The 15,123-nt window shown below is 69.0% G+C and carries 11 protein-coding genes; 7 read left to right on the forward strand and 4 right to left on the reverse strand.

The annotated features are described in order from the left end of the window. Positions 1–102: 102 nt before the first annotated feature. The 7 genes from BLTE_RS04390 (at position 103) to csgH (ending at position 6,614) form a co-directional block, all read left to right on the forward strand. On the forward strand, positions 103–1,605 hold the full coding sequence (locus tag BLTE_RS04390; RefSeq protein ID WP_126397964.1) for a helicase HerA domain-containing protein: 1,503 nt from the start codon (positions 103–105) through the stop codon (positions 1,603–1,605). Between the two features lie 531 nt (positions 1,606–2,136). After that, positions 2,137–2,592 (forward strand): curli assembly protein CsgF, encoded by a 456-nt coding sequence (locus BLTE_RS04395; RefSeq protein WP_160140518.1) that lies wholly within the window; start codon positions 2,137–2,139, stop codon positions 2,590–2,592. 200 nt (positions 2,593–2,792) lie between these two features. Further along, positions 2,793–4,094 (forward strand): CsgG/HfaB family protein, encoded by a 1,302-nt coding sequence (locus BLTE_RS04400; protein ID WP_197723267.1) that lies wholly within the window; start codon positions 2,793–2,795, stop codon positions 4,092–4,094. 396 nt (positions 4,095–4,490) lie between these two features. After that, positions 4,491–4,847: a hypothetical protein gene (locus BLTE_RS04405; protein ID WP_160140519.1), complete on the forward strand. Its 357-nt coding sequence runs from the start codon at positions 4,491–4,493 to the stop codon at positions 4,845–4,847. A 252-nt stretch (positions 4,848–5,099) separates the two neighbouring features. Beyond that, a complete protein-coding gene (locus BLTE_RS04410; RefSeq protein WP_160140520.1) occupies positions 5,100–5,516 on the forward strand; it encodes a hypothetical protein in 417 nt (138 codons plus the stop codon). 118 nt (positions 5,517–5,634) lie between these two features. Then, positions 5,635–6,198, forward strand: coding sequence for a hypothetical protein (locus BLTE_RS04415; protein WP_126397971.1), 564 nt, complete (start codon positions 5,635–5,637; stop codon positions 6,196–6,198). A 98-nt stretch (positions 6,199–6,296) separates the two neighbouring features. Beyond that, on the forward strand, positions 6,297–6,614 hold the full coding sequence (gene csgH / locus BLTE_RS04420) for a curli-like amyloid fiber formation chaperone CsgH (RefSeq protein WP_126397973.1): 318 nt from the start codon (positions 6,297–6,299) through the stop codon (positions 6,612–6,614). 43 nt (positions 6,615–6,657) lie between these two features. Here csgH and BLTE_RS04425 read toward each other — a convergent pair whose 3' ends face one another. The 4 genes from BLTE_RS04425 to BLTE_RS04440 form a co-directional block, all read right to left on the reverse strand. Next, positions 6,658–7,560: a transglutaminase family protein gene (locus BLTE_RS04425; protein WP_126397975.1), complete on the reverse strand. Its 903-nt coding sequence runs from the start codon at positions 7,558–7,560 to the stop codon at positions 6,658–6,660. Continuing rightward, positions 7,557–10,058: a circularly permuted type 2 ATP-grasp protein gene (locus BLTE_RS04430; protein WP_244600115.1), complete on the reverse strand. Its 2,502-nt coding sequence runs from the start codon at positions 10,056–10,058 to the stop codon at positions 7,557–7,559. Before BLTE_RS04430 ends, BLTE_RS04425 begins: the two co-directional genes overlap by 4 nt. Next, positions 10,055–13,366 (reverse strand): transglutaminase family protein, encoded by a 3,312-nt coding sequence (locus BLTE_RS04435; RefSeq protein WP_126397977.1) that lies wholly within the window; start codon positions 13,364–13,366, stop codon positions 10,055–10,057. The genes BLTE_RS04430 and BLTE_RS04435 overlap by 4 nt, the downstream gene beginning before the upstream one ends. 172 nt (positions 13,367–13,538) lie before the next feature. After that, complete coding sequence (locus BLTE_RS04440; RefSeq protein WP_126397979.1) at positions 13,539–14,858, reverse strand: NCS2 family permease; 1,320 nt, start codon at positions 14,856–14,858, stop codon at positions 13,539–13,541. Between the last annotated feature and the right edge of the window lie 265 nt (positions 14,859–15,123).

A 15,123-nucleotide genomic window follows, 5' to 3' on the forward strand; every position in this document is an offset into this window, starting at 1 on the left:
CGGCGCACAGATGGGGATGAGGCCGCCTGACGCCTTGCCGATGGCGCCCCGCCGGGGGCAAAGTCCCGCCCTCCGCGGGCAGGGGCCCGCGGTGCTGGGAGAGTGTCGTTGGAAATTGTGCTTGGGACGTCGGCCGGCGGCGCGGCGGCAACGATCGACCTGGAAGAGTTGCTGGCCACCCGCCTGCTCGTGCAAGGAAATTCCGGATCCGGAAAATCCCACCTCCTGCGCCGAATTCTTGAGCAGAGCGCGCCGCACGTCCAGCAGATCGTGATCGACCCGGAAGGCGACTTCGTTTCTCTGGCGGACAAGTTCCAGCACATCGTGGTCGACGCCAATCGAAGCGAGGCGGACCTCGACTGCATCGCCGCGCGCGTGCGCGAGCGCCGGGTGTCGGTCGTGCTCAACCTCGAATATCTGGAGCAGAGCCTGCAATTGCGGGCGGCGGCGATCTTTCTCGACGGGCTGTTCGAGGCGCCGCGCGCCAACTGGTATCCGGCTCTGGTCATCGTCGACGAGGCCCAGCTGTTCGCGCCGATGGCCTCGGGCGACGTGCCCGACGAGGCGCGGCGCATGTCGTTGAATGCAATGGTCAATCTGATGTGCCGGGGGCGCAAGCGCGGCCTCGCCGGCATCATCGCCACCCAGCGTCTCGCCAAGCTGGCGAAGAACGTGGCCGCCGAAGCCTCGAACTTCCTGATGGGGCGCACCATGCTCGACATCGACATGGCGCGGGCCGCCGACCTGCTCGGCATGGAGCGGCGGCAGGCCGAGATGTTCCGCGATCTGCCGCGCGGCAGCTTCGTCGGGCTCGGCCCGGCGATCGCCCGGCGCGCAGTGCAGATCAAGGTCGGCAGCGTTGAGACGGCCTCGCGCGGCGTGACGCCACGGCTGTTGCCGCCGCCCGACATGTCCGATGCCGACAGCGAGGAGATCCTTGCCCCCGCGCCGGTGTCGGCGCCGAGGATCGTCGAGCGCCGTCCGCCGCCGGCGCCGTCCACCTCGGACATCTTCGACGAGATCGCCGAGGCCGAAAATGCCGCCGCGTCCGCGGAGGAGCCGCTGGTGCCGGCGATGCCGGCCGAGGAGCGCGACCTGCGCTGCCGGCAGATCGTGCACGACATGGTGTCGGACGAGACCGGATCGCGGCCCGAGGGCGCGCTGTTCCAGGATTTCCAGATCCGCTGGCGCATCCAGCGCCTGCCCGGCGCGCTGCCGGGGCTGAACGAGTTCCGCAGCTGGCTGGAGGACGCCAGGGCCGGCGTGACGCCGGAGGAGGCCGCGACCGAGGCGTGGCAGCGCGTCACCGATGTCGCGCGCGCGGTGCCTTCGGATCTGCGCGGCGTGTTCGTGCTGTTCGCGCAGGCGGCGATGCGGGGCGAGCCCTGTCCGTCCGACCTCGATGTAGCGCGCATGTGCGGCACTAGGTCGGTCGGCCGCGCCCGCAACCGCCTCCAGCAGCTCGACCGGCACGGCGCGATCGTGCTGCGCAACACCATGAAGGGCGAGCGCATCGCCGTTCTTCCCGATCTCGGCTGGGAGACGCTGGCCGGCGATCCCGCCGCGCCCGCCCGCAGCGGAACGCTGGAGCGGCTCGCGGGGTGAATTCACGATTTGATGGGCGGCGCGCGCCCGTCAGACTCTCGATATGGCCGGTGGTCCGTGCCGGCGACAGGCGTCGATCATGGGCGGGGCTCCACGCGGATTGGCGCCGGAGCACGGTTGGTTGCGGTGGTGTGCATCCGGACCATCTCCTCCGCGAACCGCCTCTCGGACCCGTCATGCTGCACGGCACACCTTCGCGCGCCACCTGACCTTCCGTTTGGTCTCCTGGTTGAGTCAGTCCCAGCTACAATCATAGGGTGATACAAGCAACTTAAATTAGTTAAATTTCCATGCTTTAAATATTCTGAATTTAGATTTCGTGCGTTCGACTGTCTAGGCGCAGTGCAGTTGCGAACATCCGCGTGGCGGATTTGCTACACTTGGACTTTTTAATGCCGGCGCAACATTAATTGGCTAACGAAACACTAACGCGTTGATCGACTCCGCACGCGATGGTTACGTGTAATCAAGATTCGCGCAATTGATCGCTGTAGCCGAGCGGGGGGAAGCATGTCCTTACGGAGGTTTTCGTTGCGGGGCTACTCGTTGCGGCATCTTGTTGCCGGCGTTGCGGTCGCAGGTGGAGTTGTCCTCTCGATCAGCGCTTCGAGCGCTCTCGCCTCGGAGCTTGTCTACACGCCCACCAGCCCGTCATTCGGCGGCAGTCCGCTCAATTCGTCTCATCTCTTCGGTCTCGCGAACGCGCAGAACGAGTATAAGGCCAAGGCTGATGCGGCGGCCGCTCGGCAAACCGCGACTTCGATGTCGGATCGTTTCATCCAGATGCTGCAGACTCGGCTCTATTCGAGCCTGGCGTCGCAGGTCTCGGAGGCGATTTTCGGCGAGAATGCCCAGGACCAGGGGCGCATCAAGTTCGACGACCAGGAAGTGAGCTGGGTCAATACCGGGACGGAGGTTCGGTTGCTGGTCACCGACCAGAAGACCGGCCAGATCAGCGAAATCATCATCCCGACGATCACGCAGTAGCCTGCGGCAGAGGCGCGCCCCGGCCAAGCACGGGTGCGCGCGCCTTTGATACGGTTTCCGGTTGATCCCTTCGGGATACCGGAAACGATCTCGCCGAAAACCCTTTGTTCAGAAACGGGATTTTCGGCGATCGGAATGCGGTTCTCCGGCCTAATCGGCCGGAAACCGTATGAGGCCGAACGAACGTGTGAACCGAACTCTTGTCAGTCGTTGCAGGTGTAGGGATGGGGCGTCTAATGGCGGCTTTGCTGTGTCTTCTGGTGGCTGGCGGCTGCGCTGGGCCGGTCGCCGAGACCCTTGCCAAGCCGAATGAGGGCATCCTGCCGCCCGTCCTCAATCCGGTCACGCGGATCAACGCCAAGCTGCGCGAGTTGCCGCCGCCGGCGCAGAAGGTCGCCGTCGCCGTCTATTCCTATACGGATCAGACCGGCCAGTTCAAACCGGCCGAGGTGGTCCAGCAGTTGTCCCGCGCCGTCACGCAGGGCGCGACATCGGTCATCATCAAGTCCCTGCAGGATGCCGGCAATGGCAACTGGTTCATGGTGGTGGAGCGCGAGAAGCTCGACAACCTGCTGAAGGAACGCCGCATCATCGCCGACATGCGCAACCTCTATCTCGGCGAGCGCTCCGTCAATCCGAAGGCGCTGCCGCCGCTGCTGTTCGCGGGCGTGCTGCTCGAAGGCGGCATCATCGGATTCGACAGCAATGTGCGCACCGGCGGCATCGGGGCGAAATACCTGGGCGTGGGCGGCGACGTCCAGTACCGCGAGGACACGGTCACGGTCTATCTGCGGGTCGTCAGCACCAAGACCGGCGAGGTCCTGCTGTCGGTGGTGTCGCACAAGACGATCGTGTCGATTGCGGTGCGCGGCGGCGCCTTCAAGTACGTGGCGATCGACAAGATCCTGGACGCGGAAGCCGGCTTCTCGACCAATGAGCCGAAGCAGATCGCCGTGCAGCAGGCGATCGAAAAGGCCGTCTACGCCATGATCGTCGAAGGGGCGGCGCGGAACGTGTGGTCCTTCCGCGACAAGGCGTTCCAGTCGCAGGCGATCCGGGATCTCGATACCGAGCAGTGGCTGGTCTCCAGCACGGTGCACCCGCAGGCGAACCAGAGCGAGGGCGAACAGCCGGCCGAAGCGGCCGATGCCGGTGGGGAGAAAGCGGCGTCCGACGTCGCCGGCACGACGGCGCCTGCGCCGGCCGCCACCACGGCCGCGGCGCCGGCAAGCCCGACCCCACCCGCGCCGCAGCCGGCCGCCGGCAATGGTGCGCGCCCCGCGCTGGCACCAACCGCGGGTGCGCCCGGCGGGGCGGCAAAGCAGGCGAGCCCGAAACGGCCGGCAACACCCGCCAAGGCGGCGAAGGACGGCAAGAGCCGGGCGCCGGCCAGCGCATCCCAGAGTCAGTGGGAGACGCCTTTCACAGCGTCCGAGCTGCGCGCGGAGGCCGCGACGGAGACGAGCGAGGACGCGCCGCGTGTCGCGGAGACCATCCAATGACGCGCGCGATCCGACAGTCCACCGTGCACGCCGCCGGTCTCCGCAAGCACCGGGACCAGGGACGGAGTGTGCTGGTCCGCTATGTCACGAGCACCGAGCGCGAACGCCCCGCAGCGGGGCCGGGCGCCGGAGTCGTGGCCGTGTTCGCCTGGGGGCGCGTTGGCCGCGCCGCGGGCGGATCGCCGATATCGCAGTTTCGGCCCGGGAGGGCCACACGGGCTCCGTCTGACGACGGGGGCGGACCTGCCGGCCGACTGGCATTGGCGACAGGTCCGTTTCGCAAAGGGCGTGGCGGGGATGCAACTCCGGTCCGCAACGCTCTCCTTGGCAACACGCTGACCACCCCCGAAGGGGCCTGGACAGCGGACCACTCCAAAATACATGGGAGACTCAACAATGACCAGGATGACCGCGACGGCCGTCGCCCTCGTTCTTGCTTTGTCCGCGCCTGCGTTCGCCGCAGATAATAACGCGTCGGATATCGACCAGATCGGCTTCCGCAACACGGCCACCATCGACCAGACTGGTAGCGCTGGCGCAACAAACTATTCCAAGGTCCTTCAGTACTGGAGCGATAACTCCGCAGAGGTTACGCAAACTTCTGGTGGCGCGGCTAACACCTCCTATGTCACTCAGGACAATGGTGATTGGAATAAAGCTGAGGTTACTCAGACTTCTGGAGAAGCTGTTAGCAATTATTCCTGGGTTAACCAGCAGGGCACCGATAACCATGCCGTTGTCACTCAGAAGTGATGTGACCTAACTAAAACGGAGGCGGGCGTGACTTCCGCCCGCCTCCGGACTGCTTATACCAGGGTCCGTAAGACGTCACTCGTCATGCCCGCGCTTGTCGCGGGCATCCACGACTTAAAATGTATTTCAAAACAAAGACGTGGATGGCTGGGACAAGCCCGGTCATGACGACGACGGGTCAAAGCCGAGGGTCCTAGTATTAGGCAATCGTGCGGAATGCTTGTTCGGGACAACGATCGGCAGGAGAGTGTGATGACACGGCAGTTGGCGATCGTGGGAGCCCTGCTCCTGGGCGTGTCGGCGTCGGCCCTCGCCCAGAGCGGCGTTTCGTCCGTCGAGCAGATCACCGGCAATTTGCAGACGACCTATCAGGCCGGCAGCGGCAACAGCACCACTGTCGAACAGTCGGCGATCGCCGCTGGGGCGCTGGCGGGCGGCAATGCGGCGCTGGTCGGCCAGTTCGGTAGCCAGAACCAGGCCACGGTGCGCCAGGAAGGCGCTGACCTGGGCGCGGTCGTCGGGCAGGCCGGGGCCGGCAATTCGGCCGTGGTCGACCAGAGCGGGGCAAACCTGAAGGCCGCCGTCGGCCAGTTCGGCTCGGGTCACGCCGTCGAGATCCACCAGATGGGCGTCGGCAACGGCATGCCGCTCATCGTCAATCAGTACTGAGACAGTGCCGGAACTCGGGCTGCGCGCGGCGGGTTGGCGATTTGGCGTTCGGCATGGCGCGGCAAGGATGACCGCCCTGCGGTGATCCTTCGCCCACGGAAGGCGGGAACTCGTGAACTTGACCGGCAAGCCAGTTTCGAGGCGCAGGCGGCCGCTCCTGGTCGTGCGTCTTGTCGCGCTGGCGTGGGTCGCCGTCTTCAGCCTGTCTCTCACCGATCCGGCGGCGTCCGAGACGCGCACGCGCCGCGCCGCCGCGTCCGCCCAGTCGAAGCCCACCGCAGTCCAGCAGATCGCGCGATCGTCCAGTTCGGCGCCTCGCCGCCACGCGCACGCGAAGCACCGTCCGCCACCGCGGATGTCGTCCGACATCCGCCAAATTCCGCAGCGGGGAAGCGCGCGAAACGGCACGACCTACGCTCGGCTTGCCGCCTCCAGCAGGCGCCTCTCCGCGTCGTGTCCTTCCGCGCGCCCGACCGGGCGCTGCATGCCGGCCTCGCAGGCGGAGCCCCTGCCGGGCGTGCTTCTGCAGGAGCCGAACCCGGACACGCTGCCGGCACTCGACCGGCTCGGGATCCCGGCCGTCGATGGCGTCCCGCCGATCGTCATCGTCAATCAGAAGCGCCGCCCCGCGCCTGGCTTTTTCGGTCCGACGCTGCCGTTCCATCCGGGGAGAGTGCGATGACTTCGACAGCACCCACGCGCAGGTCCGTCCTGCAAGCGGCCGCAGGCGGCGTCACGGGCCTCGTGATCCAAGCAACCAGTCCACAGGGAGGGCTTGCCATGGCTGCCGGCGCAGCGTCCGTGATCGGTTGGGTGGAGGTGCAGCCGTCGGGCAAGGGCAGCGATCTCATCACCCTGCGCGGCCACGTCCTTGCTCTCACCGATGCGGCCGGCCGGTTCACGCTGGCGTTGACGCGGAGCAGCAAGGGCGGCAAGTCGGAAACCAAACAGGGCGGGGCGTTCAAGCTGCAGGCCGGCGAGAGCCAGCCCCTGTCCACGACCACGGTCAATCTCGACGAGAATGATCAGTTGACGGTCGTGCTGACCATCAGTGTCGACGGGACCGAGGTGTTCTCCACGACGCTGCGCACTTTTTAGGACGCGGCACTCGCCGAAATCTGCGGGCAGGGTCCGCCGCGTCTCACACAGGCCCCGAGGCCGCGGGTTGGTCCACCGGCACCACGTCGACGGCGACGTCGAGCGCGTGGTCGCCCGTGGCGATGATCACGCCGTCGACCGGGGCGGCGTCGGCATAGTCGCGGCCCACCGCCAGCACGATGTGGTCGAGCCCGGCGCGCATGGCGTTGGTGGGGTCGAGGCCGATCCAGCCGGCGCGCGGGCCGCACCACAGCGACACCCAGGCGTGGGTGGCGTCCGCCCCTTCCAGGCGCGGCTGGCCGGGCGGCGGCTCAGTGCGCAGGAAGCCCGAGACATAGCCGGCGGCGAGGCCCAGCCCGCGCAGGCCGGCGATCATGATCTCGCTGAAATCCTGGCAGACGCCGTGCCTCTGCGCGAAGGCCTGGGCGACCGGCGTGGTGACGTCGGTGGCGCCCGGCGCATAGGCGAAGTCGGCCTTGATCCGGCAGGCCAGCTCCAGGCCGGATTCCAGGATCGGCCGGCCGCGGGCGAAGCTTTCGGCGGCGTAGGCGGTGATGTCCGCCACCACCGGCACCCGCCGGCTGGGAAAGAGATGGTGGACGGGCGCAGTGGGCGTGAGGTCGGCCGAGGCCCAGGCCAGCTCGCGCACCGTCTCCCAGGGCGGCGTCACCTCGGGCTCGGGAACTGGCAGCGGCGATACGTCGATGCGCGCGGTGGTGCGCAGCACCAGCGCCTCGTGGCGGGTGTGCAAAGCGATGCGGGTGAGGCCGTTGCCGAAGAAGTCGCGTGTCTCCGTGCGTTCGGCCGGGGCCGGCTCGACGTCGAGCGCCATCGACAGCACGCGCTGGCCGGGCCGGTCGACCGGCGACAGTCGGAGCACGTGGCTCGCCGTGGCCACCGGCGCCGCATAGCGATAGGTCGTCACCTGCCGCACGTCGTAGATCATGGCGTGTCGTCGGCCTCGCCGCGGTGGGTGAACCAGCGGTCGGAGATGGCGTCCGACAGGTCCATCAGCGTCTGCTCGGCGCGCACCATGTCGAGCACGTCGATGTCGGTGGCATCGAGCGTGGCGATGCCGGCATTGAGCCGCAGCAGCAGGCGCTCGGGCGGCGAGGTCGGCTCGCGCACCAGACGCGCGGTGAGCACCGCCATGTGGTCGCGCATGCGCTCGATCTGGAACATCACCGAGCGCGGGTTGGAGGGGTCGAGCACCACGGTGTCGAGCACCGGCGCGCGCGCCGCCACCATCACATATCGCATGCGGTAGGTGATCTGGCTGTCGGCAAGCTCCAGCAGCACGTCGAGCGCCTCGTCCGGCGCGCCGGCGATGCCGAACTGGCGCACGAAGCGGCAGGTGTTGATCGCCCGCTCGATGCGCCGGCCGATCTCCAGGAAGCGCCAGCCGGCAAGCTGGTTCATGTTCTCCTGGACGAGGCCGGCGAAGGAGGCGGTGGTGCGCAGCGCCTGATTGATGCGCGTCAGGACGGTGGCGCCGGTGACGTCGGCCGGCACGGTGCGCGACAGCAGCATCTCGAGATCGGTCAGCGCCTGCCACGCTTCGGGCGAGAAGCGGTCGCGGATGACCGAGGCCGCCCGCCGCGCCGCCAATGCCAGTGCCAGGATCGAGCCCTGCGTGTCGTGGCGGTTGAGCGCGCGCACCGCGAGGCGGATGAGGTCCACCGTGCCGGGCGGGGTGTCGACCACTTCCCACGCCAACATCAGCTCCTCGATCAGGCGGGTGGTGACGGTGCCGCGACGCTCGCGCTCGGCGGCGCGGGCGGCGAGCAGGCGGGCGAGGCGCAGCGCTGCCTCGGCACGTTCGACATAGCGGCCGAGCCAGAACAGATTGTCGGCGACGCGGCTGGTGAGCGGCCCGACATTGCGGCGGATCGGGACGTGGCCGGGCGCCGGCAGCAGCGTGACCGGTGCCACCGGCGCCTCGGAGGGCACCCACACGTCGGTGGCGCGGCCGCCGCGCTGCATCGACACGGCGCGGGCGTCGATATGGTCGGCGACGCGGCAGAGCCCGCCCGGCATCACCGCCCAGCCGTCGCGGGTGCGGGCGAGAAAGACCCGGAGCACGAAGGGCCGCGGCTCCAGCCTGCCGTCGTGCCACACCGGCGTGGTGGAGAGCTTTACCGCCTCGTGGGCGACGAGATCGACGCCGCGCCGGCGCACCAGCTCGATCAGCGCCGCGCGCTCGGGCGCGTCGAGCTCGGCGGCCACCACCGGCCCGTTGCGCAGCAGCGGCGGCAGCGTCGGCTCGAATGCCGGGGCGATCACGAAGGCGTCGAGGTCGGCGATCACCGCCTCGCGCTCCAGCGGCTGGCCGCACCACCAGGTCGCGACGTTGGGAATCTCCAGCTCGCGGCCGACGAGGTGGCGGGCCAGCGCCGGCACGAAGCCGAGCAGCGCCCGCGATTCCAGCACGCCCGAGCCCAGCGCGTTGACCACCGTGACGTTGCCGGCGCGCACCGCCTGCACCAGCCCCGGCACGCCGATGCGCGAGGCGGGATTGAGCTCCAGCGGGTCGGCCCAATCGGAATCGAGGCGGCGAAGCAGCACGTCGGTGCGCTCCAGCCCCTCGATGGTGCGGATGTGGGCGGTGTCGCCGCGCACCGTGAGGTCGGCGCCCTCGACCAGCACGAAGCCGAGATAGCGGGCGAGATAGGCGTGCTCGAAATAGGTCTCGTTGAGCGGGCCGGGGGTGAGCAGGCACACGCGCGAATCGGCGTTGCGGCAGAGCGCGGTCATCTCGGCGCGCAGCGTCTGGAAGAAGCCGGCGAGGCGCACGACGTGAAGCTGCTCGAACAGCTCGGGCAGCGCGCGGCCCATGGTGATGCGGTTCTCCAGCGCGTAGCCGGCTCCCGAGGGCGCCTGGGTGCGGTCGGCGAGCACCCACCAGCGGCCGTCGGGCCCGCGGCCGAGGTCGGCGGCGTAGAGGGAAAGGCCCGCGCCGTTGTCCGGCAAGGCGCCGACCAGCGGGCGCAGGAACTCGCGGCTGCCCGCCACCGCAGCGGCGGGCAGGCGGCCTTCGGCGACCAGTCGGCCGCGGCCGTAGATGTCGGCGAACAGGCGCTCCAGCAGGGTGGCGCGTTGGGCGAGGCCCGAGGCCAGCGCCTGCCACTCCTGCGGATCGATCACCAGCGGCAGGTGCGACAGCGGCCAGGGCCGTTCGACGCCGGCGGCATCGTCATAGAGCCGGTAGAACACGCCGGAGTCGCGCAGATAGCGATCGGCATTCTGGAAGCGCCGGCCGACCTCGGCCGGTCCCAGCGCGGCGAGCCCGTCGAGCACCGGCTGCCAGTGCGGACGCACCGCGCCGGTTTCGTCCATCATCTCGTCGCGCACGCCGGGCAGCGGCCGGTAGCCGTCGATCAGCGCCCCGCGGCTGGCGGCGAGATCGTGCTCGTGGGGCGCGCGGCCGGTCACGGCGGTGCTCACGGCGGCGGTCGCCGCAGATCGAGGGTGGAGGGGAATTCGCCGGTCGCCTCGTCGGGCGGCACGGCGACATGGCCCGGCGAATGGCCGTGGTCCTGGAAGCGGGCGAGGCGGCGCGCCTCGGCCTCGTACGAATTGACCGGGAACGTCTCGTAGTTGCGGCCGCCGGGATGGGCGACATGGTAGACGCAGCCGCCGAACGAGCGGCGGTTCCAGGAATCCAGGATGTCGAAGGTCAGCGGCGCGTGCACCGGAATGGTCGGATGCAGGCCGGAGGCCGGCTGCCACGCCTTGAAGCGCACGCCGCCGACATATTCGCCGTTCCGGCCGGTCGAGACCAGCGGCACGCGGCGGCCGTTGCAGGCGACGACGTGGCGCTCGGGCTGGACGCCCTCGACCCGCACCTCCAGCCGCTCGACCGCGGAATCGACGAAGCGCACGGTGCCGCCGACGGTGCCTTCCTCGCCCATCACATGCCAGGGTTCGAGCGCCTGCCGCAGCTCCAGCCGCACCCCGCCATGCTCGACCCGGCCGTAGAACGGGAAACGGAACTCGCGCTGGGCGGCGAACCAAGTGGGGTCGAACGGGTAGCCGGCGCGGGCGAGGTCGTCGAGCACGCCGAGGAAATCCTCCCACACGAAATGGGGCAGCATGAAGCGGTCGTGCAGCACGGTGCCCCAGCGCACCAGCGCGCCGTCCTGCGGCTCGCGCCAGAACCACGCGATCAGCGCCCGCAGGAGGAGCTGCTGCGCGAGGCTCATGCGCCAGTCCGGCGGCATCTCGAACGAGCGGAATTCGACGAGGCCGAGCCGGCCGGTCGGCCCGTCCGGTGAGAACAGCTTGTCGATGCAGATCTCGGTGCGGTGGGTGTTGCCGGACGAATCGACCAGCAGGTTGCGCAGCAGCCGGTCGATCAGCCACAGCGGGATGGAGCCGCCGCCCGGGGCGGGAATGGCGGCCAGCGCGATCTCCAGCTCGTAGAGCGCATCGTGGCGCGCCTCGTCGATGCGCGGCGCCTGGCTGGTCGGACCGATGAAGAGCCCGGAGAACAGGTAGGACAGCGAGGGGTGGCGCTGCCAATAGATGACCAGGCTCTTCAGGAGATCGGGCCGGCGCAGGAACGGGCTGTCGGCCGGCGTCGCGCCGCCGATCACCACATGGTTGCCGCCGCCGGTGCCGGTGTGGCGGCCGTCGATCATGAACTTGTCGGTGCCGAGCCGGGCCTGCCGGGCGTCGGCATAGAGCTCGCGGGTGATCTCGACGCACTCGCGCCAGCTTGCGGCCGGCTGGACGTTGACCTCGATCACGCCAGGGTCGGGCGTCACCTTCAGCACCGCGAGGCGCGGATCGACCGGGGGCGGATAGCCCTCGACATGCACCGGCAGGCCGAGATCCTCGGCGGTGCGCTCGACGCAGGCGATCAGCTCCAGCCAGTCCTCCAGCGTCTCGGTTGGCGGCAGGAACACGGTGATGCGGCCGTCGCGCGGCTCGACCGCGAGCGCGGCGCGCACCGCGTCGGTCTCGCCGCCGGGCGAGGCGATCTGGTTGACCTGCTCGGCCCTGTCGGCCGGGCGGGTGCCGCCGCCGGCCCGCACGATGCGCTGGTGCAGCGCCTCGGGGTCGGGCAGCTCGCCCTTCGGCTCGACCGGGTCGGCCGGCACGACGTAGGGGTAGGAGGCGGGGGCGACCCAGGGCAAGGCGGCGAGCGGCAGGCGGAAGCCGACGGGGCTGTCGCCCGGCACCAGAAACAGCTTCTCGCGCCGCAGTTTCCATTGCTCGCTGCGCCAACGCCGGCCGTTGGCGTTCCAGCGCTGCACCGGCAGCACGTAGCCGACCGGGGTGGTGAGCCCGCGGTCGAATACCCTGGCGATGCGGGCGCGCGCCTCGGGATCCTCCAACCTCGAATCCTGCGCGTCCACATTCGGCGGCAGCTTCGCCTCCTGTGTCAGCCAATGCGCCGGATCCTCGAACGCCGGGACGACGTAATCGGCCTCCAGCCCCAGCCGCTCGGCGATGCCGCAGGCGATGTTCTTGGCGTCCTCGGGCGAGCAGGGGACGGGGGCGTTCTCGCGGGCGATCAGGTCCGGATTGCGCCAGATCGGCTTGCCGTCCTTGCGCCAGTAGAGCGCGAACGACCAGCGCGGCAGGCTCTCGCCCGGGTACCACTTGCCCTGGCCGTAATGCAGCAGGCCATTGGGCGCGAAGCGGGCGCGCAGGCGGCGGATCAGATCGTCGGCGCGGCTGCGCTTGGTGGGGCCGACGGCGGCGGTGTTCCACTCGGCCGACTGGTAGTCGTCGATCGAGACGAAGGTCGGCTCGCCGCCCAGCGTGAGGCGCACGTCGTTGGCGACGAGGTCGGCATCGACCGCCTCGCCCAGCCGGTCGAGCGCCGCCCACGCCTCGTCGGAGAACGGCAAGGTGACGCGCGGCTTCTCGTCGACGCGGGTGACCTTCATCTCGAAGGCGAACGACACCTCGGCGGGATCGACGGTGCCGGAGATCGGCGCGGCCGAGCGATAGTGCGGCGCTGCGCACAGCGGGAAATGGCCCTCGCCGCAGAACAGGCCGGAGGTGGGGTCGAGGCCGATCCAGCCGGCGCCGGGGATGAAGACCTCGGCCCAGGCGTGGAGATCGGTGAAGTCGTGGTCGGTGCCCGAGGGGCCGTCGAGCGACTTCAGGTCGGGCTTGAGCTGTACCAGATAGCCGGACACGAACCGGGCGGCGAGGCCGAGCCGGCGCAGGATCTGCACCAGCAGCCAGCCGGTGTCACGGCACGAGCCGGAGCGGAGCTCCAGCGTCTCGTCGGGGGTCTGGACGCCCGGCTCCATGCGGATGACGTAGCGGATATCGTTCTGCAGGCGGGCGTTGAGGTCGACCAGGAAATCGACCGTGTTGACCGGCCCCTTCGGCAGCGCCGCGAGATAGGCGTCGAAGGCCGGGCCGGTCGGCTCGCATTCGAGACAGGGCGCAAGCTCCAGCGCCATCTCGGGCGTATAGGCGAAGGGGAAGGACTCGGCCCACGGCTCGACGAAGAAGTCGAACGGATTGAACACCGTCAGCTCGGCCAGGAGGTCGACGGTGATCGAGAATTCGGTGGTCTTCTCGGGAAAGACGAACCGCGCCACCCAGTTGCCGAACGGATCCTGCTGCCAGTTCACGAAGTGGGTCTCGGGGACCACCTTCAGCGAATAGGAGGGGATGCGCGTCCGACAGTGCGGCGCCGGCCTGAGCCGGATCAGCTGCGGCCCGAGATTGACGGGACGGTCGTAAACGTAACGGGTGACGTGATGAAGAGCCGCTAATATCGCCATGCGCGGAAGGTAAAGGCCAAGTCCCTCCGCGGTCAAAGCTTCGTTGGGCGTGCCGCGTCATCCCTCATGGGGACTGTCCTTCCGGAGGTATCCGGCGCCGCTGACGTCGCCGGCCGGCGCGCTTGGCGCCGTTCCGGCCCTGATTCTGCCGGTCTGGCGCGGCCGGAGCCGGTCACGGCACCGCGAACTTCACCACGAACACCAGCGCGAGCAGGATGGCAGCGATGTTGACCTCGCGGAACCGGCCGGCGGCGAGCTTGCAGGCGACGAAGGTGATGAAGCCCAGGCCGATGCCGGTGGCGATGGAATAGGTGAGCGGCATGGTGATGGCCGCCACCACCGCCGGGGCATATTCGGTGGCGTCGTCCCAGGCGATCTCGGCGAGGCCGCGGGTCATCAGGCAGGCGACATAGAGCAGCGCCGCCGCCGAGGCATAGGCGGGAATCATGCCGGCGAGCGGGGCGAAGAACAGCGCCAGCAGGAACAGCACCGCCACCACCGCCGCGGTCAGCCCGGTGCGGCCGCCCGCCGCCACGCCGGCCGTGCTCTCGATGTAGCTGGTGGTGGTCGAGGTGCCGATCAGCGAGCCGAACATGGCGGCGAAGCTGTCGGCGACCAGCGCCTGCTTCATGCGCGGCAGGCGCCCGTCCTTGTCCAGCAGGCCGGCCTGATGGGCGACGCCGATCAGGGTGCCGGCATTGTCGAACACGTCGATGAACAGGAAGCTGATCACCACCGCCAGGAACGCGGTCTCGTAGATGCGCGAGAAATCGAGCTGCAGGAAGGTCGGCGCCAGCGAGGGCGGCATGGCCACCACGCCGCCATAGGTCGTGAGCCCGAGCGGCAGGCCGATCAATGTCACGGCGAGGATGCCGACCAGCGTGCCGCCGAGGACGCGGCGGGAATTGAGCGCGGCGATCAGCACGAAGCCGACCAGGCAGAGAATCGCCGCCGGCTCGCGCAGGCTGCCCAGCGTCACCAGCGTCACCGGGTGGGCGACCACGATCTTGGCCTGCTCCAGCGCGATGATGCCGAGAAACAGGCCGACGCCGGCCGAGATGGCGAGCTTGAGGTTCCGCGGAATGGCGTTGATGACGTATTCGCGCAGGCGGAACACCGAGATCAAAAAGAACAGCACGCCCGAGCAGAACACGGCCGCCAGCGCCTGCTGCCAGGAATAGTGGTATGAAAGCACCACGGTGAAGGCGAAGAAGGCGTTGAGCCCCATGCCCGGCGCCAGCGCGATGGGGTATTTGGCGTAGAGCGCCATCACCAGCGTGCTGACCGCGGCGGCGATGCAGGTGGCGGCGAACACCGCGCCCTTGTCCATGCCGGCGCTGGCGAGAATCGTCGGGTTGACGAACACGATGTAGACCATCGTGAGGAAGGTGGTGAGGCCGGCGATCGCCTCCGTGCGCACCGTGGAGCCGCTGGCCGTCACCCCGAACCAGCGGTCGAGGAAAGACAGGCGCCCCGGGCTGGCCGTGTCCATCGGACCCTCCGCTCTCGTCCCGCCGCGGCGCCAAAGCCAGCAGCGGCCGTGTCATTTGTCTGCCGCGCCCAGGGGTGGGGCGGCCTGCTCGCACAGCCCAGGTTTAGAGCATTCCCGGCCAGAACGGAAACCGGTTCTGCGCAAGAGCCGCGTCAGGACAACAAGTTAGGGCAGGGGCGGTGGGGTGGGGCCGCCGCGGCGTTCGCGCGCCGCAGCCCGGAAAGCCGGATAGAGAGCCGCGCGCCTCTTCGTCCGCGGCAGATCT

Origin of the sequence: Blastochloris tepida, from assembly GCF_003966715.1 — a bacterium.
Lineage (GTDB): Bacteria > Pseudomonadota > Alphaproteobacteria > Rhizobiales > Xanthobacteraceae > Blastochloris > Blastochloris tepida.

What these genes read in the sequence shown, in the direction of transcription:
- BLTE_RS04405 (WP_160140519.1), top strand. Translation starts at nt 4,491, where the DNA reads ATGACCAGGATGACCGCGACGGCCGTCGCCCTCGTTCTTGCTTTGTCC.
- BLTE_RS04410 (WP_160140520.1), top strand. Translation starts at nt 5,100, where the DNA reads ATGACACGGCAGTTGGCGATCGTGGGAGCCCTGCTCCTGGGCGTGTCG.
- csgH (WP_126397973.1), top strand. Translation starts at nt 6,297, where the DNA reads ATGGCTGCCGGCGCAGCGTCCGTGATCGGTTGGGTGGAGGTGCAGCCG.
- BLTE_RS04425 (WP_126397975.1), bottom strand. Translation starts at nt 7,560, where the DNA reads ATGATCTACGACGTGCGGCAGGTGACGACCTATCGCTATGCGGCGCCG.
- BLTE_RS04435 (WP_126397977.1), bottom strand. Translation starts at nt 13,366, where the DNA reads ATGGCGATATTAGCGGCTCTTCATCACGTCACCCGTTACGTTTACGAC.
- BLTE_RS04440 (WP_126397979.1), bottom strand. Translation starts at nt 14,858, where the DNA reads ATGGACACGGCCAGCCCGGGGCGCCTGTCTTTCCTCGACCGCTGGTTC.